Raw genomic sequence first — 24568 nt, forward strand, 5'->3', positions numbered from 1 at the left:
AACAATCCACTGTTGTAGATCAATGAACCGCCGCTAAGACTTTTCGGGGAAAATTATTAACCATTTAAATCATTAAGTTATATTAAAATGGTTATTTTATGGACGCTTACAATTTCCCGTAACTTCTCATCATTTCTGAATAAATGCATCGCGTAATCGGGATTATCTGCTGTTTTTAGCAGCAGATTATCCCGCTTCTGTGCGATCTGCGTCGCATTTTAGAACATGATTTCAGCGTAAAAATCAGGCGTTATTCAACGACGACGCGGCCATGAAGTGACTGTACCGGACGGTTATTATCGTGATGCATGGTGTGGGTGAATTTTTCTAACTGCTCCGCAGAGATTGTCAGCGGGTGCTTAAGGACAATCCAAGTTACCCCTTCTGAGCACGGCGGGGTAGTCAGCGAGCCGCTAAAGCGCCAGTAGGTTTTATTTTTGGGCAGGAGCTGATTCATATCGAGGTTTGGCTTAATGCTGATGTTCTGGTCAACCTGGCCGGGCATCACGCCCCACAGCTTTTCCAGTTCAGCGTTGGCCGCCCCTTTATCAAACATCACGGCAACCACCGCCAGTTCGCCGTTAGCGTTTTTATGCACCAGGTGCATTTCCATGGCGAATTTCTTACCGTGTATCGTGTTTTCACTTGGGGCGTGGAAATGGAACTGCTGTAAGGTCCAGGTTTGATTATCGAGGGTGATGTTATCGCGGGTTTCCGCCTTCTCGCTTGCCTGGATGGTATGGCCGTTGTTTGTCAGCGTAATGGGGCCTTCGCTGTAATGGGTTTGCAGCGGGGAAAGATGGGCCTTAGCGGTAGACTCAATGTCAATGGGAGACTGGTTCATCCCGCTTTGACAGGTCCTGTAGGCTTCATCCAGTTCGCCCCAGTGCTCTGGTGCGCCTTCTCCTTCGTAGCTCCAGTGTGATGCAAAAGCGGAAGTCGAGACCATGCTCAGCGCCAGCAGCGCTGCCTTGCCAGAAACGTGTTTCATAATATTCTTCCTGTGAATTTTATTATTCAAATCACAAATTACACATATGATTTGTGTGGTTATTTTACCGGAGACAGGCGAAAGGCGTGAGGATTATCGAAAGGAGAAAGGCGTGGTCAGATGACCACGCCAGATGCTTAGTTTTTACGCCCGGTAATACGGCACCACTCTTCTTTCTCAACCACAGGGTCGAGCGCGAAGAGATCGGCGTAGGCTTCGCAAACGCTGTCGGCCTGGCTGGCAAGAATACCCGAAAGACCAAGCAGACCGCCCTCAACGGGCAGCACGCTGATTAACGGCGCCAGTTCACGTAATGGGCCTGCCAGAATGTTTGCGACAACCACGTCGGCTTTCATGGCCTCTGGCTGCGCATCAGGCAGATACAGCTCCAGACGATCGGAGACGCCATTGCGTTCTGCGTTATCGCGGCTGGCCTGGATCGCCTGCGGATCGATATCGATCCCGATGGCTTTCGCCGCGCCCAGCTTCAGCGCCGCAATCGCGAGGATCCCGGATCCGCATCCGAAGTCGATTACGGTTTTGCCTTCCAGATCCAGGCCATCCAGCCATTGCAGGCAAAGCGAGGTCGTCGGGTGGGTGCCGGTCCCGAATGCCAGGCCCGGATCGAGCATCACGTTGACCGCATTTGCATCCGGCACGTCGCGCCAGCTCGGGCAAATCCACAGACGCTTGCCAAACTGCATTGGGTGGAAGTTGTCCATCCACTCGCGTTCCCAGTCTTTGTCTTCCAGCTGTTCGATTTTATGCACGAAACCCGCGCCCAGCAGGGGATGATTTTCCAGAATCGCGACCACCTCTTTCATGTCGGTTTCTGCATCGAACAGGCCGATAACGTCGGTATCACCCCACAGGCGCGTCTCGCCCGGCAGCGGCTCAAAGACCGGCGTGTCATGCGTGTCCTGGAAGGTGATTGAGACCGAGCCGGCCTCCATCAGCGCATCACTCAGCTCTTCGGCGTTAGCGCCGGTTGTGTTCAGTTTTAATTGGATCCACGGCATGGCAAAACTCTTTATTTATCAGTAGAAATCGTAGCGGGCTGTGAGACGGGCTGACCGAAACGGTTCCCAACCACAAACGCCAGTAAACTTAGCAGTAACGAAGGCACAATCGGGTGAAAGCCCAGGTACTGGATCTTGAAGGTTGCCAGTACCGCGTAAAGCACGCCGCCGACAATCATGCCGCTTAGCGCGCCCGCAGCATTGGCCCGCTCCCAGTAGAGGCCCAGCACCAGCGGCCACAGGAACACGGCTTCCAGGCCACCAAAGGCAAGCAAATTCAGCCAGATAATCATTTCCGGCGGACGCCACGCGGCCAACAGCAGCAGCGCCCCTAATACCAGGGTGATCGCGGCCGACATACGCTTCAGACGCCGTTCATTTTCCACCTGCTCAGGACGCAGGTTCAGGTAGAGATCTTTAATGATCGTAGCGGAACTTTGCAGCAGCTGGGCGTTAATCGTCGACATGATGGCCGCCATCGGTGCGGCAAGGAATATCCCGGCGGCAAAGGGAGGAAGCACTTTGACCATCAATGTTGGGATGACTAAATCGGGAACCGTCAGGTCGGGGATCACCGCGCGTCCTAACGCCCCTGCCAGGTGCATGCCGAACATCAGGATGGCTACCACAATGGTGCCAATGATGATGCCCTTATGCACCGCCTTGCTGTCTTTATATGAGATACAGCGCACGGCGGTATGCGGTAGGCCAATCACCCCAAAGCACACCAGTACCCAGAACGAGGTCATGAATGTCGGAGAAAGGATATCGTCGGCCCCCTGCGGAGAGACCAGTTTCGGATCGATCGCCTCAAGCGTTTCAACAGCATGGCTCAGGCCACCTGCAGCATGCACGATACCCACCAGCAGGACGATAGTTCCTATGAGCATGACCATGCCCTGCATCGTATCGTTCAGCACGCTGGCGCGGAATCCGCCAAAGGCGGTATAGAGCGCGATACTTACCCCGAAGATGATAAGACCCGTCTCGTAGGGAATACCCGCAGCCGTCTCCAGCAAACGCGCGCCGCCGATAAACTGCACCGTCATCGCACCGATAAAGGCCACCAGCAGGCTTAAGCTTGCCAGCCAGACCAGCAGACGGCTCTGATAGCGCGCAAACAGCATGTCATTAAGCGTGACGGCATTATAGCGACGTGCCAGGATAGCGAATTTTTTACCCAGAATGCCCAGTGAGAGCCAGACGGCAGGAAGCTGAATCATCGCCAGCAGCACCCAGCCTAACCCGTATTTATAGGCGGCACCGGGTCCGCCGATAAACGAGCTGGCGCTGATGTAGGTGGCAGTCAGCGTCATGGCCAGCACGACTCCGCCCATTGAGCGGCTGCCGAGGAAATACTCGTTCAGGAAGGTGCCGGTCGTTCTTTTGCGCATGGCATACACCGAGAGGCCGAACACGACGAGCAGGTAAGCAATCAGGGGCAGAATGACTTCAAGCTGCATCATCGTCCTCCAGCGGGATATCGCGATAAATGAACTTCACCATCGCCCAGCACAGTACAATAAACACCAGCGGCACGAGCAGGCACGCCATTTCAAACCAGTGCGGCAGGCCGGTGATGCCAATAGCGGAATCAGGTAAGTAAGCAGTTACTAACCATGCAGCAAGATAGAGAAGGGTCAGCCACAGCGCCCAGCGCGCTTCTTTATGGGCCTGAACAAAACGCTTGTCCATTTTTTGTCCCTTGTGGATGAAGAAAGCGGGGATTGTACATGATGGGGCCTGGCGATCCCCAGAAATAAAAAAGGCCGGTTACCCGGCCTTCTAACGTTGCAGCAGTCTTACTTCTCGTACATGCCGAGTTTCTTCTCAAGGTAGTGGATGTTAGTTCCACCATTCTGGAAGTGCTCGTCGCTCATGATACGCATCTGCAGGTCAACGTTGGTTTTGATACCGTCGATGATCAGCTCCTGCAGGGCGTTCTTCATGCGGGCAATCGCCACGTCACGGTTTTCGCCGTAGCAGATAAGCTTACCGATCATTGAGTCATAGTACGGCGGTACGGTGTAACCGGCGTAGATATGAGACTCCCAACGCACACCAAAGCCACCCGGCGCGTGGAAACGCGTGATTTTACCCGGGCTTGGCAGGAAGGTGTTCGGGTCTTCGGCGTTAATACGGCATTCTACCGCATGGCCTTTAACCACAACTTCTTCCTGCTTGATGGACAGAGGTTGACCGGCTGCAATACGCAGCTGTTCTTTAATCAGGTCAACGCCGGTGATCATTTCGGTCACAGGGTGTTCAACCTGAATACGGGTGTTCATCTCAATGAAATAGAACTCGCCGTTTTCGAACAGGAACTCAAAGGTACCTGCACCGCGATAGCCGATATCGACGCACGCTTTGGAGCAACGCTCGCCGATGTAGCGACGCAGTTCCGGGGTAATGCCCGGCGCTGGCGCTTCTTCGACAACTTTCTGGTGACGTCGCTGCATGGAGCAGTCACGTTCTGCCAGATAGATCGCGTTACCCTGACCGTCAGCCAGCACCTGAATTTCGATGTGGCGTGGGTTTTCCAGGTATTTTTCCATGTACACCATGTCATTGCTGAAGGCGGCTTTCGCTTCAGCTTTGGTCATGGAGATGGACTGAGCCAGTTCAGCATCGCTGCGCACAACGCGCATACCGCGACCGCCGCCGCCGCCGGACGCTTTGATGATAACCGGGTAGCCAATGCGTTTAGCATGAGCGCGGTTAGCATCCATATCGTCGGTCAGAGGGCCGTCAGAGCCGGGTACGGTTGGTACACCGGCTTTCTTCATTGCGGTGATTGCAGACACTTTGTCGCCCATCAGGCGGATAGTGTCAGCTTTCGGGCCGATGAAGATAAAGCCAGAGCGTTCAACCTGCTCAGCAAAGTTGGCGTTCTCAGAGAGGAAGCCGTAACCCGGATGAATTGCCACCGCGCCAGTGATTTCAGCGGCGCTGATGATAGCCGGGATGTTCAGATAGCTTTTTACGGACGGAGCCGGGCCAATACAGACCGTCTCATCCGCCAGCAATACGTGTTTTAAATCGCGATCCGCGCTTGAGTGCACAGCCACGGTCTTGATGCCCAGCTCTTTACAGGCACGAAGAATACGCAGTGCAATCTCGCCTCGGTTGGCGATAACAATTTTATCCAGCATGTTCGCCTCGTTACTCGATGACGACCAGCGGCTCGTCAAATTCTACCGGCTGACCACTTTCGACCAGAATCGCTTTTACAGTACCTGACTTGTCTGCTTCGATCTGGTTCATCATTTTCATGGCTTCAACGATGCACAGGGTATCGCCTACATTGACTTTCTGACCCACTTCGATGAAGGCTTTCGCCTCCGGGCTCGGGGTGCGGTAGAAAGTACCAACCATTGGGGAACGTACGATGTGACCACTGATTTCTGCGGCTGCGGCTGGTGCGGCTTCTGCTGCAGGTGCAACGGCAGCGGCAAGCGCAGGCTGCTGCATCATTGGCGTAGCATAAGCTTGCTGCATTACCGGGAAGCTAGCGGCTGGGGCTGCACGGCTGATGCGTACAGACTCTTCGCCTTCAGAAATTTCCAGTTCGGAGATGCCTGATTCTTCAACCAGCTCGATCAGTTTTTTAATCTTACGAATATCCATGAGTGGGTTCCGTACTCTTGTTTAGTGTGATTGTGACAAGCGTTTTACCGCTGTCTGTAAAGCGTATGAATAACCGTCCGCACCCAGTCCGCAGATAACACCGGCGGCGATATCCGACAGGTAGGAATGGTGGCGGAACGGCTCACGGGCGTGCACGTTGCTCAGGTGGATCTCGATAAACGGGATACTCACCGCGAGCAGTGCGTCGCGAATAGCGACACTGGTGTGCGTAAACGCGGCCGGATTGATCAGGATATAGTCCACATTGTCTTTAGCCTGATGAATACGGTCGATGATTGCGTACTCCGCGTTTGACTGAAAATGATCCAAATCGACGTTCAGCGACGCTGCTTCCGTTTCAAGACGGTTAACAATTTCACTCAATGTGAGCGAGCCGTACTTCTCTGGCTCACGGGTTCCGAGCATGTTGAGGTTCGGTCCGTTCAAAACTAAGATCTGGTATTTATCAGCCATTGTGCCGCTATCTCCTGCGATTCTCCGGTAAAAAACAAAATATACCTTCGATGCGCGATTGTCACCTAATCAGAGTCCGAAAACTCCATCAGGAAAACCAAAGTCGCACATTATAACGATTTCGTAGCATTTGGCAGCTAAATACTGGTCTTATCAGGGAAGATTATCAACCGCTATCGGAAAAAGATTCGCGGTTGATAAGTATTCTGCGGGAAAACGCACAGTTTCGCGAACTATCGCAACCACTGGCGGAACTTCTTGTAACGCCATGCTAAAAGCACCAAAGCCAGCAGCGCGTAGATGACGGGTTGCGGTGATAATATCTTCACTGACCACAGGTAGTGAATAGGGGCGAGGATCGCGACAAGATAGACGAAGTTGTGTAAAAGTTGCCAGCGCCTGCCCAGCTTTCGCTGTGCATATTGCGTTGATGTCACTGCGAGAGCCAGCAGAATCAGCCAGCTCACGATGCCCAACGTGAGGTAAGGGCGCGTAACCAGTTCCCGCCCTAGCAATGCCAGATTGTTAATACCCAACTCAAGCAGCGCGTAGCTGGTCAAGTGTATCGTTGCCCATGCAAAACACCATAGCCCCAAGAGCCGACGGGTGCGTATCAATAACGGCTGTTTAGCGTAGCGCGCCAGCGGCGAAATCAGCAAGGTGGCCAGCAAAAATTTCAGAGCCATCCGACCGGTAAAGTGTTGGATATCTTTTGCCGGGTCAGCGCTGAAGGCACCGTGACTCACTGCCCAGAACAGCCACACCAGAGGAAGCAACCCGGCCAGATGCAGCAGCACTTTCAGCCAGGTTATCTGCTTTGCGGTTAAACGCACTTAGAAATTCTCCCGTAAATTCAGCCCACGATAGAGAGAAGCCACCTCATCCGCGTAGCCGTTAAACAGCAGGGTTGGCTGACGCTTCACATCCAGCGCGCCGCCGGAGCCGATGAAACGCTCGGTAGCCTGTGACCAGCGCGGATGGTCAACGTGCGGGTTCACGTTGGCAAAAAAACCGTACTCGTCGGGGGCAGCCAGGTTCCAGGTGGTCGGTGGACGTTCGCGGGTGAGCTTAATGCTGACGATAGATTTAATCCCCTTAAAGCCGTATTTCCACGGTACGGTCAGGCGGATGGGCGCGCCGTTTTGCGGCGGAAGCGCTTTGCCGTAAACCCCAACGGTCAGCAGGGTGAGCGGATGCATGGCTTCGTCGAGGCGTAGCCCTTCGACATAAGGATACTCAAGCCCGCCGCCGATGAACCGATCCTTCTGGCCCGGCATCTCGTCCGGGGCGTAGCGCGTCTGGAAGGAGACGTATTTGGCGTTGCTGGTGGGTTCAACCAGCGCCAGCAGCTTGTGCAGCGGGAAGCCGACCCAGGGCACAACCATCGACCATGCCTCCACGCAGCGCATGCGATAGATACGCTCTTCCAGCGGGAAGCGGGTGGTGAGGTCGTGGTGATCCAGCGTGAGGGGTTTTGCCACCTCGCCGTCAATTTTCAGCGTCCACGGATCGGTTTTCATGCTGCCGGCGTTCGCGGCGGGATCGGCCTTATCCAGGCCAAATTCGTAGAAGTTGTTATAACCGGTGACTTTATCTTCCGGGGTCAGCGCCAGTTTATTTTGCCATTCGGCAGGCTTCGTGAAGGTGAGCGGTGCGCCGGAAGGGGCTTTCGGACGGTCGTTCCCTTTAAACCAGTCAAGCAGGTCGGCATGAGCCGCAGGGGAAAGCGTCAGTGCGGTGGCGCTGATGCCAAGCATTTTCAGGATCTGGCGGCGCTGTAACATAAAGACAGATTCAGACGTTACGTCGGCTTCCGTCAGTTTTCGGGTTTTCATGGCATCCTCCGTCAGGCGTTTTTCTAAGCATGACGGAGGAGACGGGTTAGCGCGAATATGTCACGAAAATTTGAAGATTACGCAATTTTCACCAGCGCACGGCCGTGGAACTGGTTGTTCATGATTTTGCTGGCATATTCGGGGGCCTGGCCGAGCGCGATCTCCGTTGCGCTCTGCGTGTAGAACGATTCCGGCAGGTCGCGCACCAGACGCTCCCATGCCTCCGCGCGGCGGGCGGCAGGCGTCATGACCGAATCCACACCCTGCAGGCGAACGTTGCGCAGAATAAATGGCATGACGGTTGTTGGCAGAGCAAACCCGCCCGCCAGGCCGCAGGCCGCCACGCAGCCGCCGTAGTTCATCTGCGCCAGCACTTTCGCCAGCACTTTGTCACCGACCGTATCTACCGCACCGGCCCAGAGCTGTTTTTCCAGCGGACGCGTCTCTGCGAACTCGTCGCGGCCAAGAATGCGGTTAGCGCCCAGCTGACGCAGGTAGTCATGGGTGCTTTCACGGCCCGTTACCGCCGCCACCTGATACCCCAGCTTGTGCAGCAGGGTGACGGCCGTACTGCCCACGCCACCGCTGGCGCCGGTCACAACGATCTCACCGGATTCAGGGCGAACGCCGGCATCTTCCAGCGCCATTACGCACAGCATGGCGGTAAAGCCCGCGGTGCCGACAATCATCGCTTTGCGGCCATCCATGCCTTTTGGCATGGGCACCAGCCAGTCCCCTTTTACTCGAGCCTGAGAAGCCAAACCGCCCCAGTGATTTTCACCCACTCCCCAGCCGGTAAGCAGCACCTCTTGCCCAGCGTGGAAGCGCGGATCTTCGCTCGTATGCACGCGGCCCGCGAAGTCGATACCCGGCACCATTGGGAAATTTCGGATAATTTTACCTTTGCCCGTAATGGCAAGCGCATCCTTATAGTTAAGGCTGGACCAGTCAACGTCGACGGTTACTTCGCCTTCCGGCAGGCGGCCCGGCTCAAGGGCTTGTACTGAGGCAAGCGTGTTGCCGTCCTGCTGTTCTAAGATCAAAGCCTGCATACAGGGTCCTCACTAGGTCTGATGATTGGAAAATAATTTCTGAAGACTATACTCGCTCAGTGAAACGCAATGCCGATTTAACGCAATAAATTGCCAGATACACCAGGTTTGGTAGTATGCCGCATCTAAAATGCAAGTTAGTACTTACTTGCTACCCCATCAACCCACGGAGTAATCTCAAGGATGCGATTAACGACGAAGTTCTCGGCTTTTATCACTTTGCTGACGGGGTTAACCATCTTTGTCACCCTGATTGGCTGCTCCCTGAGTTTTTATAATGCCATTCAGGACAAGCTGGTCAATCGGGTCCAGTCCGTTGCATCCGTTATCGATACTCGCCTGGTGACTAACTCATTTCCGTCGCTGTCGAGGGAGCTGGATGAGCTGATGGTGCCCGTTGACCTTGTTCGAATCGACATCATGCAGGGTCCGCACGAGGTGTTCAGCCACGTTCGTCAGGGAAGCTATCGACCTGCCGGAACGGTAAGCCAGTATCGCGAAGTGACGGTTCATTCGCTTAAGAACCCAGGCATGACGATCAGGATGGTCTATCTGGATCCCATGGCCAACTATTTCCGCTCCTTAATGACCACCGCGCCGCTCACCGTGGCCGTTGCTTTTATCGTTGTGCTGATCTTTCTTGCCGTCCGCTGGCTGCGTCGTCAGCTCTCCGGCCAGGAGCTGCTGGAAACGCGTTCGGTGCGGATACTTAACGGAGAGCGCGGTCCGCAGGTGCGCGGTTCGGTTTACGAATGGCCAACGCGAACCAGTAGCGCGCTGGACACGTTGCTCTCTGAAATTCAGTTCGCCAGCGAGCAGCGTAGCCGCATGGATACCCTGATCCGTTCCTACGCGGCGCAGGATAACAAAACGGGTCTGAACAACCGGCTGTTCTTTGATAACCAGCTGGCAACGCTGCTGGACGATCCTGAAAAGGTGGGAACGCACGGCGTGGTTATGATGATCCGCCTCCCTGATTTCGATCTGCTGCGCGACACCTGGGGCCGACGCGTGGCGGAAGAGAACCTCTTCACGCTCATCAACCTGCTCTCCACCTTTATTATGCGCTATCCCGGTTCGCTGCTGGCGCGTTATCACCGGAGCGACTTTGCCGTGCTTCTGCCTCACCGCACGCTGAAGGAAGCGGAAAGTATTGCCAGCCAGCTGCTGAAGGCCGTTGATTCGCTGCCGCAAAGCAAAATGCTCGACAGAGACGACATGGTGCATATGGGGATCTGTGCCTGGCGCGGCGGCCAGTCGACGGAGCAGGTGATGGAACACGCCGAGGCGGCAACACGCAATGCCGTGTTGCAGGGGGCGAACGGCTGGGCGGTCTATGACGATTCTCTGCCGGAAAAAGGGCGCGGAAACGTACGCTGGCGTACTTTGATTGAGCAAATGCTTAGCCGTGGTGGACCGCGTATTTACCAAAAACCGGCGGTCCAGAAAAATGGCCATGTACACCACCGCGAGCTGATGTGCCGTATTTTTGACGGTACCGAAGAGGTTATTTCTGCTGAATACCTGCCGATGGTCCTGCAATTTGGGCTCTCCGAAGAGTATGACCGCCAGCAAATTACCCGACTGATCCCCTTTTTATCTTTCTGGCCTGAAGAGAACCTCGCATTACAGGTCACCGTGGAGTCGTTAATTCGCCCGCGTTTCCAACGCTGGCTGCGCGATACCTTAATGCAATGCGAAAAATCGCAACGAAAACATATTATTTTTGAACTTGCTGAGGCAGATGTGGGTCAACACATCAGCCGGTTGCGTCCTGTGGTGCGTTTAATCAATGCGCTTGGGTCTCGCGTGGCGGTGACGCAGGCGGGGCTGACGTTGGTCAGTACCAGCTGGATCAAGGAGCTGGATGTCGAACTACTGAAGTTACATCCAGGGCTGGTAAGGAACATCGAAAAACGCACCGAAAACCAGCTGCTGGTCCAGAGCCTGGTGGAAGCGTGTAAAGGAACACAGACGCAAGTATTTGCCACGGGCGTACGCTCGCGAAGCGAATGGCAGATGTTGACAGAGCGCGGTGTGGCGGGCGGTCAGGGCGATTTTTTTGCCTCCTCTCAGCCGCTTGACACCAATGTGAAAAAATATTTGCAAAGATACTCTGTTTGACCTGCCGTTTAATTTGTTTTCACGTAGAATATCGCGCCTGTAGCTTTGAGTATGACGAGCAAAAAGCCAGTGAACGCCCTTTAACGGGTTACAAATGAAAGTGAGGAACGCTACTGTTTACTCAGCCCCGAGGGACTCCGGGGGCGAATTTGTAACAAAGGAAACGTACTGCACAAATTTTCACCGTAGCAGACGATTTTTGCGCCTTGTCGCTGATGCGTGTGGTTGGTAAAGTAAGCGGATTTTGTTTTCCGCCCCAGCTTTCAGGATTATCCCTTAGTATGTTGAAAAAATTTCGTGGCATGTTTTCAAATGACCTGTCCATTGACCTGGGTACCGCGAATACCCTTATTTATGTAAAAGGACAAGGCATCGTACTGAATGAGCCTTCCGTTGTGGCCATTCGTCAAGACCGTGCGGGCTCGCCAAAAAGCGTAGCGGCAGTCGGTCATGATGCGAAGCAGATGCTGGGCCGTACCCCAGGTAACATCGCCGCGATCCGCCCGATGAAAGACGGCGTTATCGCTGACTTCTTCGTGACTGAAAAAATGCTTCAGCACTTCATCAAGCAGGTTCACAGCAACAGCTTCATGCGTCCAAGCCCACGCGTTCTGGTGTGTGTACCGGTTGGTGCAACGCAGGTTGAACGTCGTGCAATCCGTGAATCCGCTCAGGGCGCAGGTGCGCGTGAAGTATTCCTGATTGAAGAACCTATGGCTGCGGCAATCGGTGCTGGCCTGCCAGTCTCTGAAGCAACCGGTTCTATGGTGGTTGATATTGGTGGTGGTACCACTGAAGTGGCCGTTATCTCCCTGAACGGCGTGGTGTACTCCTCCTCCGTGCGTATCGGCGGCGACCGTTTCGACGAAGCCATCATTAATTATGTGCGCCGTAACTACGGCTCTCTGATCGGTGAAGCCACCGCAGAGCGTATTAAGCACGAAATCGGTTCAGCCTACCCGGGTGATGAAGTTCGCGAGATCGAAGTTCGCGGCCGTAACCTGGCAGAAGGCGTTCCGCGTGGCTTTACCCTGAACTCCAACGAAATCCTGGAAGCGCTGCAAGAGCCGCTGACCGGTATCGTGAGCGCGGTGATGGTTGCGCTGGAACAGTGCCCACCAGAACTGGCGTCCGACATCTCCGAGCGCGGTATGGTTCTGACCGGTGGTGGTGCGCTGCTGCGTAACCTCGACCGCCTGTTAATGGAAGAGACAGGTATTCCTGTCGTAGTTGCAGAAGATCCACTGACTTGCGTCGCCCGTGGTGGTGGCAAGGCGCTGGAAATGATCGACATGCACGGCGGCGACTTGTTCAGCGAAGAGTAGTCGGGTTTGAGAGGGTAGCGATTCGCTACCCTTTCTCTCTGACGCGAGAATACGCATAGCCTATGAAGCCAATTTTTAGCCGTGGCCCATCGCTACAGTTTCGCCTTATTCTGGCGGTCCTGGTGGCGCTTGGGGTCATTATTGCCGATAGCCGCCTCGGTACGTTCAGCCAGATCAGAACGTACATGGATACCGCCGTCAGTCCTTTCTACTTTGTATCAAATGGTCCCCGTGAACTGCTTGACTCTGTTTCGCAAACGCTGTCTTCACGCGATCAACTCGAACTTGAAAACCGGGCGTTACGCCAGGAGCTGCTGCTGAAAAACAGCGAGCTGCTGATGCTGGGGCAATACAAGCAGGAAAACGCGCGTCTGCGCGAGCTGCTTGGCTCACCGCTGCGCCAGGATGAACAGAAAATGGTCACCCAGGTGATCTCCACCGTCAACGATCCGTACAGCGATCAGGTGGTGATCGACAAAGGCAGCGTCAACGGTGTGTACGAAGGCCAGCCTGTCATCAGTGACAAAGGTGTTGTCGGCCAGGTCGTGGCGGTTGCCAAACTGACCAGCCGCGTGCTGCTGATTTGTGACGCCACCCACGCGCTGCCGATTCAGGTGCTGCGTAACGATATTCGCGTCATTGCCGCCGGTAATGGCTGCACGGACGATCTGCAGCTGGAACACCTGCCGGCCAACACGGACATCCGCGTGGGCGACGTGCTGGTCACGTCCGGTCTGGGAGGGCGCTTCCCTGAAGGCTATCCGGTCGGTGTAGTTTCCTCTGTGAAGCTCGATACGCAGCGTGCTTATACCGTTATCCAGGCGCGCCCAACGGCCGGTTTACAGCGTCTGCGCTACCTGCTGCTGCTGTGGGGGGCCGATCGTAACGGCACCAACCCGATGACGCCTGAAGAGGTACATCGCGTGGCGAATGAGCGTCTGATGCAGATGATGCCGCAGGTTCTCCCTGCGCCAGATGCAATGGGGCCGCCGGCACCTGTACCCGCGCCTGCGACGGGCATAACGGATGCACCGCCACCCCCTAAAGTCTCCAGTGGGGGGCAGTAGTGGCAAGTTATCGTAGCCAGGGACGCTGGGTTATCTGGCTCTCGTTCCTCATCGCACTGTTGCTGCAAATCATGCCCTGGCCGGACGATCTTCTCGTTTTCCGGCCAAACTGGGTGTTGCTCATTTTACTCTACTGGATCCTTGCCCTGCCGCACCGCGTAAATGTCGGCACAGGTTTTGTGATGGGTGCCATACTGGATCTCATTAGTGGCTCTACGCTTGGCGTGCGCGCCTTATCTATGAGCATTATTGCGTATCTCGTCGCACTCAAATTCCAGCTCTTTCGTAACCTCGCGCTCTGGCAACAGGCGCTGGTGGTGATGTTGTTGTCGCTTGCTGCGGATATCGTTGTTTTCTGGGCAGAGTTTTTAGTGATCAACGTCTCTTTCCGACCGGAAGTGTTCTGGAGTAGTGTAGTTAACGGTGTGCTCTGGCCATGGCTGTTCCTGCTGATGCGTAAAATCCGCCAGCAGTTTGCCGTGCAGTAAAAGGTTTCTATGACGTCTCTCTATTTAGCTTCCGGCTCTCCGCGTCGCCAGGAGTTGCTCACGCAGTTGGGCCTCTCTTTCGAACGTATCGTTACCGGTATCGAAGAAAAACGTGCCGAAGGTGAAAGTGCCCAACAGTACGTTTCCCGCCTGGCGCGCGAGAAAGCACAGGCTGGCGTGGCGCAAACGTCGCGTGATTTACCGGTGCTGGGGGCGGATACCATCGTTATTCTGAACGGTGAGGTGCTTGAGAAACCGCACGACGCTGAACATGCGGCACGTATGCTGCGTAAAATGTCCGGGCAAACGCATCAGGTGATGACCGCCGTGGCGCTGGCGGATAGCCAGCAGGTGCTGGATTGCCTGGTCGTTACGGATGTCACGTTCAGAGTACTTACCGACGACGAGATCGCCGCTTACATTGCCAGCGGTGAACCGATGGATAAAGCAGGTGCATACGGTATTCAAGGGTTGGGTGGCTGTTTTGTCAGGAAGATTAATGGCAGCTATCACGCCGTAGTCGGCTTACCGCTGGTGGAAACGTATGAGTTGCTGAGCAATTTTAACTCACTGCGTGAGGGAAGGGATAATTATGACGGCTGAATTGTTGGTAAACGTAACGCCCTCGGAAACCCGTGTGGCCTACATTGATGGTGGCATTCTTCAGGAAATTCATATTGAACGTGAAGCGCGACGCGGAATAGTAGGCAATATCTACAAAGGTCGTGTCAGTCGTGTACTGCCGGGTATGCAGGCGGCTTTTGTAGATATTGGACTCGATAAGGCGGCATTTCTTCATGCCTCCGACATCATGCCGCATACCGAGTGCGTGGCGGGCGAAGAGCAAAAGCAGTTCGCCGTACGCGACATCTCCGAGCTGGTTCGCCAGGGTCAGGATCTGATGGTGCAGGTGGTGAAAGATCCGCTGGGTACCAAAGGCGCGCGCCTGACGACCGATATCACCCTGCCGTCCCGCTATCTTGTCTTCATGCCCGGCGCGTCGCACGTGGGCGTCTCTCAGCGTATTGAGAGCGAAACCGAGCGCGAACGTCTGAAGAAAGTGGTCAGCGCCTACTGTGACGAGCAGGGCGGGTTTATCATCCGCACCGCCGCGGAAGGGATCAGCGAAGACGATCTGGCGTCCGATGCTGCCTACCTTAAGCGCGTCTGGACCAAAGTGATGGAGCGTAAAAAACGCAACCAGACCCGCTATCAGCTGTACGGCGAGCTGGCGCTCGCGCAGCGTGTTCTGCGTGATTTCGCCGACGCGCAGCTTGACCGCATTCGCGTGGACTCCCGACTGACGTATGAAGCGTTGCTGGAGTTTACCGCCGAGTACATTCCGGAAATGCCGGGCCTGCTGGAACACTACTCTGGCCGCCAGCCTATTTTCGATCTCTTTGACGTCGAAAACGAAATCCAGCGCGCGCTGGAGCGTAAGGTTGAGCTGAAATCCGGCGGCTATCTGATCATCGATCAGACCGAAGCGATGACCACCGTGGATATCAATACCGGGGCATTTGTCGGCCATCGCAACCTTGATGACACCATCTTCAACACCAACATTGAAGCGACGCAGGCCATCGCGCGTCAGCTTCGACTGCGCAATCTGGGCGGCATTATCATCATCGACTTTATCGATATGAATAATGAAGACCATCGCCGCCGCGTGCTGCACTCGCTTGAGCAGGCGCTGAGTAAAGATCGCGTGAAAACCAGCATTAACGGCTTCTCGCAGCTGGGCCTGGTGGAAATGACCCGGAAACGGACCCGTGAGAGCGTGGAACATGTGCTGTGTAACGAGTGTCCTACCTGTCACGGACGCGGCACGGTAAAGTCGGTGGAGACCGTCTGCTACGAAATCATGCGTGAAATTGTTCGTGTCCATCATGCCTACGACTCCGATCGTTTTCTGGTCTATGCTTCCCCTTCGGTGGCTGAAGCACTGAAAGGCGAAGAGTCGCATGCGCTGGCAGAAGTGGAAATCTTTGTCGGCAAACAGGTTAAAGTGCAGATTGAACCGCTCTATAACCAGGAGCAATTTGACGTAGTAATGATGTAAACCGCAGTGCGCTGCGAGACCAAAGCTGACAAGGAGAGATGCGTGAGGCGATTGCCGGGGATTTTACTGCTTACAGGGGCAACGCTGGTGGTGATTGTCGCGTTGCTCGTGAGCGGGCTGCGCCTCGTTCTACCGCATCTCGACAGCTGGCGTCCGCAGGTGCTGGCGAAAATCGAATCAGCCACCGGCGTGCCGGTGGACGTGAGCCAGATTGACGCGAGCTGGCAGAACTTCGGCCCCACGCTTGATGTGCGGGATATCAATGCCAGCCTGAAAGACGGCGGCCATCTTAAAATCAAACGCGTCACCCTGGCGCTGGACGTCTGGCAAAGCCTGCTGCATCTGCGCTGGCAGTTTCGCGATCTCACCTTTTATCAGCTTCAGTTTTTGACCAATACTCCGCTGCGCAGCGGCGACAGCAATCAGGGTCTGGAAACCAACCGTTTTAGCGATCTCTTCCTGCGCCAGTTCGATCATTTCGATCTTCGGGACAGCGAAGTGAGCTTTATTACGCTCTCTGGCCAGCGCGCTGAGCTGGCGATCCCGCAGCTGACCTGGCTGAACGGGAAAGATCGTCACCGCGCCGAAGGCCAGGTGAACCTCTCCAGCCTGAACGGGCAGCACGGTGTGATGCAGGTGCGGATGGATCTGCGTGACGATGACGGCCTGCTGAACAACGGCAAGGTATGGCTGCAGGCCGACGATGTTGACGTCAAACCCTGGCTGGGTGACTGGATACAGCAAAATATGCAGCTGGAAACCGCCCGTTTTAGCCTCGAAGGCTGGATGACGCTGACGAAAGGGGAATTCGCCAGCGGTGACATCTGGCTGAAGCAGGGCGGCGCCAGCTGGAAAGGTGAAGATAATCAACATCAGCTCTCCGTTGATAACCTCACCGCACATATTACAAAAGAGCGAGAAGGCTGGCAGTTTGCTATTCCGGATACCCGCATCACCATGGACAGCAAACCCTGGCCACGCGGCGCGCTGACGCTGGCCTGGATGGCGGAGCAGGACGTCGGGGGCAACAGCAGCAAACGCAGCGATGAACTGCGCATCCGCGCCAGCAACCTGGATCTGGCCGCGGTGGAAGGGCTGCGCTCGATGGCGGCAAAACTCTCGCCGCAGTTGGGTGAAATCTGGCTGGCGACACAGCCAAGCGGGGACATCAGCGCGCTGGCACTGGATATCCCGTTACAGGCGACCGAGAAAACCCGCTTTCAGGCCACGTGGAAAGATCTCGCCTGGAAGCAGTGGAAACTGCTGCCGGGGGCCGAACACTTCAGCGGAAAGCTGGAAGGGAGCGTGGAAGATGGCAGGCTGACGGTCGATATGCGTAATGCCAAAATGCCTTACGAAACCGTCTTCCGGGCGCCTCTCGAAATTGAACAAGGCAACGCCACGCTTAACTGGCTGAAGAACGAAAAAGGTTTCCAGCTGGATGGCCGCGATATTGATGTAAAAGCCAAAGCGGTGCATGCGCGCGGAGGTTTCCGCTATTTGCAGCCCGAAGGGGATGAGCCGTGGCTGGGCATTCTTGCGGGCATCAGCACTGACGATGGCTCACAGGCCTGGCGCTACTTCCCGGAAAACCTGATGGGCAAAGCGCTGGTTGACTACCTGAGCGGCGCGATCCAGGGCGGCCAGGCCGATAACGCCACGCTGGTCTACGGCGGTAACCCGCACCTGTTCCCGTACAAACACAATGAAGGCCAGTTCCAGGTGCTGGTACCGCTGCGCAACGCTACCTATGCCTTCCAGCCTGAGTGGCCGCCCCTGAAAAATCTGGATATCGAACTCAACTTCCTTAATGACGGGCTGTGGATGAAGTCCGACAGCGTGGCGCTGGGCGGCGTAACGGCCAGCAACCTGACGGCAAACATCCCGGATTACTCTAAAGAGAAGCTGCTGATTGATGCGGATATCAACGGCCCGGGCAAGACCGTTGGCCCGTACTTTGAGGATACGCCGCTAAAAGACTCACTGGGGGCCACACTTCAGCAGCTGCAGCTGGATGGCGATGTGAATGCTCGCTTACATCTCGATATCCCGCTGGACGGCGAGATGACCACCGCGAAAGGCAATGTTCGCCTGAACAACAATAGCCTGTACATCAAGCCGCTCGACAGCACGCTGAAAAACCTCACCGGGCAGTTCAGCTTCGTGAACGGGAACCTGAAGAGTGAGCCGCTCACAGCCAGCTGGTTCAGCCAGCCCGTCAATATTGACTTCTCCACCACCGAGGGCGAAAAGGCTTACCAGGTAGCGGTTAATCTGGATGCCAGCTGGCAGCCTGCCAGAATGGACGTTTTGCCAAAGCCAGTCGCGGAATCGGTTAATGGTGCCGTTTCCTGGAACGGTAAGGTAGCTATCGACCTCCCTTATCACGCCGGAGCACGGTATAAGGTCGATATCGCTGGCGACCTGAAAAACATCAGCAGCCAGCTTCCCGCCCCGCTGGATAAAAAAGCCGGACAGCCGCTGCCGGTGAAGCTCAACGTTGATGGCAACCTCAATAGCTTCGAGCTAACCGGCAGCGCAGGCGGGACAAATCACTTCAATAGCCACTGGCTGCTTAACCGCAAGCTTACTCTCGACAGAGCCATCTGGACGACGGACAGTCGCACCACGCCGCCGCTGCCCGAGCAGGCAGGCATTGAACTTAACCTTCCTGCCATGGATGGTGCTGAATGGCTGGCGCTGTTCCAAAAAGGCGTGGGGCAAAACGTCGATCAAGCCGCCCAGTTCCCGCAGACTATCACCCTTCGCACGCCTGCGCTGACCCTGGGTGGACAGCGGTGGAATAACCTGAGCATTGTCTCGCAGCCGACGAGCAACGGCTCGAAGGTTGAGGCGCAGGGCAGGGAAATTAACGCCACGTTAAATATGCGCGATAACGCGCCGTGGCTGGCCGCGATCCGCTATCTCTACTACAACCCGACAGCCGCGAGCAGTAAAGATCCTGCTGGCCCGTCGCCGTTCAGTAACGCTTCACGGGTCGATTTCAGCGGCTGGCCCGATCTGCAGCTACGCTGCGCTGAATGCTGGCTGTGGGGGCAGAAATATGGCCGTATTGACGGCGATTTTGCCATTAAAGGCAATACCCTGAGCCTGACCGGTGGGCTGGTCGATACCGGCTTTGGTCGCCTGACGGCTGCGGGCGAATGGGTCAACAATCCTGGCGAGCAGCGCACCTCGCTGAAAGGCGACATCAAGGGTAACAAGCTGGACGCAGCGGCGAACTTCTTTGGCATCAGCACGCCGCTTCGCGGCTCGTCATTCGATGTGAATTACGATCTACACTGGCGCGCTGCGCCGTGGACGCCTGATGAAGCTTCGCTTAACGGCATCCTGAAAACCAACTTCGGTAAGGGTGAGATTGCCGATGTGAGCACGGGGCGCGCCGGGCAGATCCTGCGTCTGCTGAGTTTTGACGCGCTGCTGCGCAAGCTGCGCTTCGACTTTAGCGATACCTTCAGCGAAGGTTTCTACTACGATTCCATTCGCAGCACGGCGTGGATCAAAGATGGCGTTCTGCACACCGACGATACGCTGGTGGATGGCCTGGAAGCGGATATCGCGATGAAAGGCTCGGTGGATCTCGTGCGCCGGGAGCTGGATATGGAAGCCGTGGTGGCGCCGGAGATTTCTGCAAGCGTGGGCGTTGCGGCGGCCTTTGTGGTGAACCCTATCGTCGGTGCGGCGGTATTTGCCGCCAGTAAAGTGCTGGGGCCGCTCTGGAGCAAAGTCTCCATTCTGCGCTATCGCATTACCGGCCCGGTGGATAAACCACAGATTAACGAGGTGCTGCGCCAGCCGCGCAAAGATGCACAGCAATGATTTGACGTGGGCAGGTAATTGCCTCACTCTCAATAAATACGATCTTTTTACCGCCCCGGGCGGCAACGAACGAGTAGCAATACGATGAGTCTGAACCTGGTAAGTGAACATTTGCTCGCAGCGAACGGCCTGAGCCATCAGGACCTGTTCTCCATTCTTGGTCAACTGACCGAACGCCGACTCGACTACGGCGATCTTTATTTTCAGTCGAGCTATCACGAATCCTGGGTTTTAGAAGACAGCATCATCAAAGATGGATCTTATAACATCGACCAGGGCGTCGGCGTGCGTGCCGTAAGCGGCGAGAAAACGGGCTTTGCCTATGCCGACCAGATTAGCCTTGCTGCGCTGGAGCAAAGCGCTCAGGCCGCGCGCACCATTGTGCGTGATTCCGGCGATGGACGCGTGAAAACCCTGGGCGAAGTGCAGCACACGGCGCTGTATACCAGCATCGATCCGCTGCAGAGCATGAGCCGCGAAGAGAAGCTGGATATTCTGCGTCGCGTGGATAAAGTGGCGCGGGCTGCGGATAAACGCGTGCAGGAAGTGTCCGCCAGCCTGAGCGGTGTCTATGAACTGATTCTGGTTGCCGCTTCCGACGGGACGCTGGCAGCCGACGTGCGTCCGCTGGTGCGGCTGTCCATCAGCGTGCAGGTCGATGACGACGGCAAACGCGAGCGCGGCTCAAGCGGCGGCGGCGGTCGTTTCGGCTATGACTGGTTCCTGGGCGACGTTGACGGTGAAGCGCGTGCTGATGCATGGGCAAAAGAAGCCGTGCGCATGGCGCTGGTAAATCTCAATGCTGTCGCGGCGCCTGCAGGAGCATTCCCGGTTGTGCTTGGCGCTGGCTGGCCTGGCGTACTGCTGCACGAAGCGGTCGGGCACGGTCTGGAAGGCGACTTCAACCGTCGCGGAACCTCAGTGTTCAGCGGCCAGATGGGGCAACTTGTCTCATCTGAACTGTGCACCATTGTCGACGATGGCACCATGCTTGACCGCCGTGGCTCGATTTCTATCGATGACGAAGGAACGCCTGGCCAGTACAACGTACTGATTGAGAACGGCGTGCTCAAAGGCTACATGCAGGACAAACTCAACGCGCGCCTGATGGGCGTAGCGCCGACGGGCAACGGCCGCCGTGAATCTTACGCACACCTGCCGATGCCGCGCATGACCAACACCTACATGCTGCCGGGTCACTCCACGCCGCAGGAGATTATCGAATCCGTTGATTACGGTATCTTTGCGCCAAACTTTGGTGGCGGCCAGGTGGATATCACCTCCGGTAAGTTTGTCTTCTCAACCTCAGAAGCCTATCTGATTGAGAAGGGCAAAGTAACCAAAGCGGTGAAGGGCGCAACCCTGATTGGCTCCGGTATTGAAGCCATGCAGCAGATCTCGATGGTCGGTAACGATCTGAAGCTGGATAACGGCGTGGGCGTCTGCGGTAAAGAAGGGCAGAGCCTGCCGGTTGGCGTGGGCCAGCCGACGCTGAAAGTGGACAGCCTGACGGTGGGCGGTACGGCCTGATCTGAACAAGTATGAAAAAATGGCGCTACCAGGGGTAGCGCCATTTTTTTATCGTGCGTTACCCAGCGGGATCTCCGGATCGGGCTCGTGCGTGATGCGGTTACGTAAATCGCGACGAATAATCTCGATCGACCAGAACCAGATCAGATGCCCGACAATTTCTGATACATGCTCATACCACGGTAGTTCAAAGAGTGGAGGCGTCAGCCCCATTAGCGGGAATGAGATCATGTGAACAAACAGTTGAGCTAACGCGCCTGCCAGTAAACCTTGCCAGAGCTTAATTTTCGGGAACACTTCAGCAACAACGCAATATCCTACGGCGAAGATAATAGAAAAAATAATATGCGTTACGCCAACCGAGTTAAATATATGCCCGGCAAATGTGTAAACGGCTGCATTAGGATCGGCGATCCCCAGCCAGTCGCGTAGAAATACATAAGGGGGGTTAAGAAAATTGCGGGAGCAATCAATCTGGCTCGCTGCTCTTATTAGCTGCTCAGGTCCACACGCGGCGGTGAATAAATCCGTCGGGCTGCGCGGCGGCAGCGGCACTTCGGCTCCCCATTTGACAAAGGCGGAGACAATCCCTGCAATCAAACCTATGAAAGCGGCGAGTCCATAGCGCCTGCGGGAAGGCGGTGTTTGTTCAAATATATTCATTTCTGTTCCTTGTTTAATGTCATCCTGCGTAATACATTTTATTATTCATATTGGTAACAAATATATAACAGTCTGTTTTGGCAGACTATTGATAAGGTAAAGGGCTGAGGGTGATAGTGTCAATTCGCTATTCTTGATAGTAGGATGGGCTGCTTCTTAATGAGCCGGGGAATACCCCGAAAATATTTATGATTAATATATTTCCGGGATAATATTATTACTCTTTCCTTCGTCCCCGCATTCCCTGAAACAGCTCCGCCACCTGCACAAAATACTCGGTCAGATAGTTAATACAGACCTGAACCTTGAGCGGTAGCTTATCTTTTTCGGTATACAGGGCGTAGACCGGGCGCGGATCGGACTGGTAGCGCGGGAACAGGATCTCCAGCTCACCGCTGTTGATCTCGTTAATTACCCACATTAGCGGCACGTAGGCGATCCCTGCACCGGCAACCAGCCAGCGCGAGATGGTCATCGGATCGTTGGTCACAAACCGGCCTACCGGAAGCAGTTTGGTGGAGAGCCCTTCCGGGGCAATCAGCTCAAATTCATTATCCGGGCGAACGCTGTATTCCAGCCAGGAGTGGTTGCTGAGATCGGCGGGTTTTTCCGGGGTGCCGTACTGGGCCAGATAGCTTTTCGAGGCGCAAACCACCATCGGCATGCTGCCCAGTCGACGCGAAAAAAGACTGGAATCCTGCAGCGCGCCAACGCGGATCACCACGTCCAGGCCGTCCGCAATTAAGTCCGGCGCGGGAATACCCGTCACCAGATTTACCGTTAATCCAGGATACTCTTTCAGCATTTCCGCCGTCATGGCAGCGAGAACATTTTGTGCCATAGTTGAAGAACAACCAATGCGCAGCGTGCCGATAGGCGTGTTGTTAAAGGCGTAAAGCTGTTCGTGAACATCCTGGGCTTCATGCAGCATGCGGCGACAGCCCTGGTAGTAAATTTTCCCGGCCTCCGTCAGGCCGATGCTGCGGGTGCTGCGGTTGAGCAGCTTCACCTGCAGCTCATCTTCCAGTTTTGAGACGGTCTGGCTGATGGACGAGACGCTCATCTGAAGCTGGCGTGCAGCGGCCGTAAATGAGCCGAGTTCAACCACTTTGGCGAAAACGGACATGCGTTTTAAACGTTCCATTGTTAACTCTGGCTTAAAAGTGATTTAGATCACATATTATAGATAACAGCATAACAGTTACGTTAATATATTATTAATTACATAACGGCTGCGCCACTCTCGCCCGGCTTTTCTTGCTCTCCTGCGGCGGCGCGTGCTTAAAAATTCTGTAACCTGCACTCTCTCTTATCAAGGTCAACATGAGTCTGTTTCCCGTTATCGTGGTGTTCGGTCTGTCGTTCCCACCGATATTCTTCGAGCTTCTTTTATCACTGGCGATCTTCTGGCTGGTGCGCAAGGTGCTGGTCCCTACCGGGATCTACGATTTCGTCTGGCACCCTGCACTGTTCAATACCGCGCTGTATTGCTGCCTGTTTTATCTGATATCGCGCATGTTTGTCTGAGGTTGATGTGAAAACGCTAACAAGAAAAATCTCCCGCACTGCTATCACCATGGCGCTGGTCGTCCTGGCCTTCATCGCAATTTTCCGCGCATGGGTTTATTACACTGAATCACCGTGGACGCGCGATGCGCGGTTCAGCGCGGACGTGGTGGCAATCGCCCCTGACGTTGCCGGGCTGATTACGGCGGTGAATGTTCACGATAACCAGCTGGTGAAGAAAGACCAGGTGTTATTTACCATCGACCAGCCTCGCTACCAGAAAGCGTTAGAAGAAGCTGAAGCGGACGTGGCCTATTACAAGGCGCTGGCCGCGGAAAAACGCCGTGAAGCCGGACGTCGTAACCAGCTGGGCGTTCAGGCGATGTCCCGCGAGGAGATTGATCAGTCCAATAACGTGCTGCAAACCGTGTTACACCAGCAGGCGAAAGCCGAAGCAACGCGCGATCTGGCCAGGCTCGATCTGGAGCGTACGGTCATCCGCGCCCCCTCTGATGGCTGGGTCACTAACCTCAACGTCTATGCCGGTGAATTTATCACCCGTGGCTCCACCGCCGTGGCGCTGGTGAAGCAAAACTCTTTCTACGTGCTCGCCTATATGGAAGAGACCAAGCTGGAAGGCGTGCGTCCTGGCTATCGTGCTGAAATTACGCCACTGGGCAGTAACCGCGTCTTTAAAGGCACCGTCGACAGCGTTGCCGCGGGCGTGACCAACTCCAGCAGCGCTAACGATACCAAAGGCATGGCGACCGTGGACTCCAACCTGGAGTGGGTACGTCTGGCGCAGCGCGTTCCGGTACGTATTCATCTGGATGAGCAGCAGGGGAACCTGTGGCCTGCGGGTACCACCGCGACCGTGGTCATCACCGGCGAGAAAGACCGTGATGCCAGCCAGGACTCTTTCTTCCGTAAGCTTGCCCATCGCCTGCGCGAGTTTGGTTAATCGC

22 protein-coding genes are annotated in these 24568 nt (G+C 55.4%); 10 read left to right on the top strand and 12 right to left on the bottom strand.

Annotation, left to right across the window (positions count from 1 at the left end):
• Positions 1 to 250: 250 nt before the first annotated feature.
• From D5067_RS02295 to acuI, 10 genes are all read right to left on the bottom strand, one after another.
• A complete protein-coding gene (locus tag D5067_RS02295) occupies positions 251 to 991 on the bottom strand; it encodes a carbonic anhydrase (RefSeq protein ID WP_119936763.1) in 741 nt (246 codons plus the stop codon).
• Between the two features lie 137 nt (positions 992 to 1128).
• The gene (prmA, locus tag D5067_RS02300) at positions 1129 to 2010 is read right to left on the bottom strand and encodes a 50S ribosomal protein L11 methyltransferase (protein ID WP_119936764.1); all 882 of its coding nucleotides are present in this window, start codon (positions 2008 to 2010) and stop codon (positions 1129 to 1131) included.
• 11 nt (positions 2011 to 2021) lie between these two features.
• Entirely contained in the window at positions 2022 to 3473 is a 1452-nt protein-coding gene (gene panF, locus D5067_RS02305; protein WP_119936765.1) for a sodium/pantothenate symporter, read from the bottom strand.
• A complete protein-coding gene (locus tag D5067_RS02310) occupies positions 3463 to 3705 on the bottom strand; it encodes a YhdT family protein (protein ID WP_119936766.1) in 243 nt (80 codons plus the stop codon). Before D5067_RS02310 ends, panF begins: the two co-directional genes overlap by 11 nt.
• A gap of 107 nt (positions 3706 to 3812) precedes the next feature.
• Positions 3813 to 5162 (bottom strand): acetyl-CoA carboxylase biotin carboxylase subunit, encoded by a 1350-nt coding sequence (gene accC, locus D5067_RS02315; RefSeq protein WP_119936767.1) that lies wholly within the window; start codon positions 5160 to 5162, stop codon positions 3813 to 3815.
• Between the two features lie 10 nt (positions 5163 to 5172).
• Positions 5173 to 5637, bottom strand: a complete 465-nt coding sequence (gene accB, locus D5067_RS02320) for an acetyl-CoA carboxylase biotin carboxyl carrier protein (RefSeq protein ID WP_119936768.1) — start codon at positions 5635 to 5637, stop codon at positions 5173 to 5175.
• Positions 5638 to 5658: 21 nt separating this feature from the next.
• Positions 5659 to 6111, bottom strand: coding sequence for a type II 3-dehydroquinate dehydratase (gene aroQ, locus D5067_RS02325; protein WP_119936769.1), 453 nt, complete (start codon positions 6109 to 6111; stop codon positions 5659 to 5661).
• A 233-nt stretch (positions 6112 to 6344) separates the two neighbouring features.
• Positions 6345 to 6944, bottom strand: coding sequence for a protein-methionine-sulfoxide reductase heme-binding subunit MsrQ (gene msrQ, locus D5067_RS02330; RefSeq protein ID WP_119936770.1), 600 nt, complete (start codon positions 6942 to 6944; stop codon positions 6345 to 6347).
• Positions 6945 to 7946 carry a protein-methionine-sulfoxide reductase catalytic subunit MsrP gene (gene msrP, locus D5067_RS02335; RefSeq protein WP_119936771.1) on the bottom strand — a complete coding sequence of 334 codons (1002 nt, stop codon included), beginning with the start codon at positions 7944 to 7946 and terminating at the stop codon, positions 6945 to 6947. It abuts the gene before it with no gap.
• 77 nt (positions 7947 to 8023) lie between these two features.
• Entirely contained in the window at positions 8024 to 8998 is a 975-nt protein-coding gene (gene acuI / locus D5067_RS02340) for an acrylyl-CoA reductase (NADPH) (RefSeq protein ID WP_119936772.1), read from the bottom strand.
• A 183-nt stretch (positions 8999 to 9181) separates the two neighbouring features.
• Between acuI and csrD the strand changes: the two genes are divergently transcribed.
• From csrD to tldD, 8 genes are all read left to right on the top strand, one after another.
• On the top strand, positions 9182 to 11122 hold the full coding sequence (gene csrD / locus D5067_RS02345) for an RNase E specificity factor CsrD (protein WP_119936773.1): 1941 nt from the start codon (positions 9182 to 9184) through the stop codon (positions 11120 to 11122).
• Between the two features lie 281 nt (positions 11123 to 11403).
• Positions 11404 to 12447 (top strand): rod shape-determining protein MreB, encoded by a 1044-nt coding sequence (mreB, locus tag D5067_RS02350; protein WP_000913396.1) that lies wholly within the window; start codon positions 11404 to 11406, stop codon positions 12445 to 12447.
• Between the two features lie 62 nt (positions 12448 to 12509).
• Positions 12510 to 13514 carry a rod shape-determining protein MreC gene (gene mreC / locus D5067_RS02355; RefSeq protein WP_119936774.1) on the top strand — a complete coding sequence of 335 codons (1005 nt, stop codon included), beginning with the start codon at positions 12510 to 12512 and terminating at the stop codon, positions 13512 to 13514.
• On the top strand, positions 13514 to 14002 hold the full coding sequence (mreD, locus tag D5067_RS02360; protein WP_119936775.1) for a rod shape-determining protein MreD: 489 nt from the start codon (positions 13514 to 13516) through the stop codon (positions 14000 to 14002). The genes mreC and mreD overlap by 1 nt, the downstream gene beginning before the upstream one ends.
• Before the next feature lie 9 nt (positions 14003 to 14011).
• Positions 14012 to 14605: a Maf family protein gene (locus D5067_RS02365; protein WP_119936776.1), complete on the top strand. Its 594-nt coding sequence runs from the start codon at positions 14012 to 14014 to the stop codon at positions 14603 to 14605.
• Entirely contained in the window at positions 14595 to 16064 is a 1470-nt protein-coding gene (rng, locus tag D5067_RS02370) for a ribonuclease G (RefSeq protein ID WP_119936777.1), read from the top strand. Before D5067_RS02365 ends, rng begins: the two co-directional genes overlap by 11 nt.
• A gap of 42 nt (positions 16065 to 16106) precedes the next feature.
• Complete coding sequence (gene yhdP, locus D5067_RS02375) at positions 16107 to 19904, top strand: AsmA2 domain-containing protein YhdP (protein ID WP_119936778.1); 3798 nt, start codon at positions 16107 to 16109, stop codon at positions 19902 to 19904.
• Between the two features lie 84 nt (positions 19905 to 19988).
• Positions 19989 to 21434, top strand: coding sequence for a metalloprotease TldD (tldD, locus tag D5067_RS02380; RefSeq protein ID WP_119936779.1), 1446 nt, complete (start codon positions 19989 to 19991; stop codon positions 21432 to 21434).
• Positions 21435 to 21482: 48 nt separating this feature from the next.
• On the opposite strand, the gene D5067_RS02385 is transcribed toward tldD, so the two are convergent.
• Complete coding sequence (locus D5067_RS02385; protein WP_119936780.1) at positions 21483 to 22097, bottom strand: YagU family protein; 615 nt, start codon at positions 22095 to 22097, stop codon at positions 21483 to 21485.
• Between the two features lie 217 nt (positions 22098 to 22314).
• Positions 22315 to 23241 carry an HTH-type transcriptional activator AaeR gene (gene aaeR, locus D5067_RS02390; RefSeq protein WP_119936781.1) on the bottom strand — a complete coding sequence of 309 codons (927 nt, stop codon included), beginning with the start codon at positions 23239 to 23241 and terminating at the stop codon, positions 22315 to 22317.
• A 179-nt stretch (positions 23242 to 23420) separates the two neighbouring features.
• Here aaeR and aaeX point away from each other — a divergent pair, with 179 nt between their 5' ends.
• Positions 23421 to 23624: a p-hydroxybenzoic acid efflux pump operon protein AaeX gene (gene aaeX / locus D5067_RS02395; RefSeq protein WP_003860416.1), complete on the top strand. Its 204-nt coding sequence runs from the start codon at positions 23421 to 23423 to the stop codon at positions 23622 to 23624.
• Between the two features lie 7 nt (positions 23625 to 23631).
• Positions 23632 to 24564, top strand: coding sequence for a p-hydroxybenzoic acid efflux pump subunit AaeA (aaeA, locus tag D5067_RS02400; RefSeq protein ID WP_119936966.1), 933 nt, complete (start codon positions 23632 to 23634; stop codon positions 24562 to 24564).
• The last annotated feature ends 4 nt before the right edge of the window (positions 24565 to 24568 follow it).

Source organism: Enterobacter huaxiensis, assembly GCF_003594935.2.
Classification (GTDB): Bacteria; Pseudomonadota; Gammaproteobacteria; order Enterobacterales; family Enterobacteriaceae; genus Enterobacter; species Enterobacter huaxiensis.

What these genes read in the sequence shown, in the direction of transcription:
- D5067_RS02295 (WP_119936763.1), bottom strand. Translation starts at nt 991, where the DNA reads ATGAAACACGTTTCTGGCAAGGCAGCGCTGCTGGCGCTGAGCATGGTC.
- prmA (WP_119936764.1), bottom strand. Translation starts at nt 2,010, where the DNA reads ATGCCGTGGATCCAATTAAAACTGAACACAACCGGCGCTAACGCCGAA.
- panF (WP_119936765.1), bottom strand. Translation starts at nt 3,473, where the DNA reads ATGCAGCTTGAAGTCATTCTGCCCCTGATTGCTTACCTGCTCGTCGTG.
- D5067_RS02310 (WP_119936766.1), bottom strand. Translation starts at nt 3,705, where the DNA reads ATGGACAAGCGTTTTGTTCAGGCCCATAAAGAAGCGCGCTGGGCGCTG.
- accC (WP_119936767.1), bottom strand. Translation starts at nt 5,162, where the DNA reads ATGCTGGATAAAATTGTTATCGCCAACCGAGGCGAGATTGCACTGCGT.
- accB (WP_119936768.1), bottom strand. Translation starts at nt 5,637, where the DNA reads ATGGATATTCGTAAGATTAAAAAACTGATCGAGCTGGTTGAAGAATCA.
- aroQ (WP_119936769.1), bottom strand. Translation starts at nt 6,111, where the DNA reads ATGGCTGATAAATACCAGATCTTAGTTTTGAACGGACCGAACCTCAAC.
- msrP (WP_119936771.1), bottom strand. Translation starts at nt 7,946, where the DNA reads ATGAAAACCCGAAAACTGACGGAAGCCGACGTAACGTCTGAATCTGTC.
- acuI (WP_119936772.1), bottom strand. Translation starts at nt 8,998, where the DNA reads ATGCAGGCTTTGATCTTAGAACAGCAGGACGGCAACACGCTTGCCTCA.
- csrD (WP_119936773.1), top strand. Translation starts at nt 9,182, where the DNA reads ATGCGATTAACGACGAAGTTCTCGGCTTTTATCACTTTGCTGACGGGG.
- mreB (WP_000913396.1), top strand. Translation starts at nt 11,404, where the DNA reads ATGTTGAAAAAATTTCGTGGCATGTTTTCAAATGACCTGTCCATTGAC.
- mreC (WP_119936774.1), top strand. Translation starts at nt 12,510, where the DNA reads ATGAAGCCAATTTTTAGCCGTGGCCCATCGCTACAGTTTCGCCTTATT.
- D5067_RS02365 (WP_119936776.1), top strand. Translation starts at nt 14,012, where the DNA reads ATGACGTCTCTCTATTTAGCTTCCGGCTCTCCGCGTCGCCAGGAGTTG.
- rng (WP_119936777.1), top strand. Translation starts at nt 14,595, where the DNA reads ATGACGGCTGAATTGTTGGTAAACGTAACGCCCTCGGAAACCCGTGTG.
- tldD (WP_119936779.1), top strand. Translation starts at nt 19,989, where the DNA reads ATGAGTCTGAACCTGGTAAGTGAACATTTGCTCGCAGCGAACGGCCTG.
- D5067_RS02385 (WP_119936780.1), bottom strand. Translation starts at nt 22,097, where the DNA reads ATGAATATATTTGAACAAACACCGCCTTCCCGCAGGCGCTATGGACTC.
- aaeR (WP_119936781.1), bottom strand. Translation starts at nt 23,241, where the DNA reads ATGGAACGTTTAAAACGCATGTCCGTTTTCGCCAAAGTGGTTGAACTC.
- aaeX (WP_003860416.1), top strand. Translation starts at nt 23,421, where the DNA reads ATGAGTCTGTTTCCCGTTATCGTGGTGTTCGGTCTGTCGTTCCCACCG.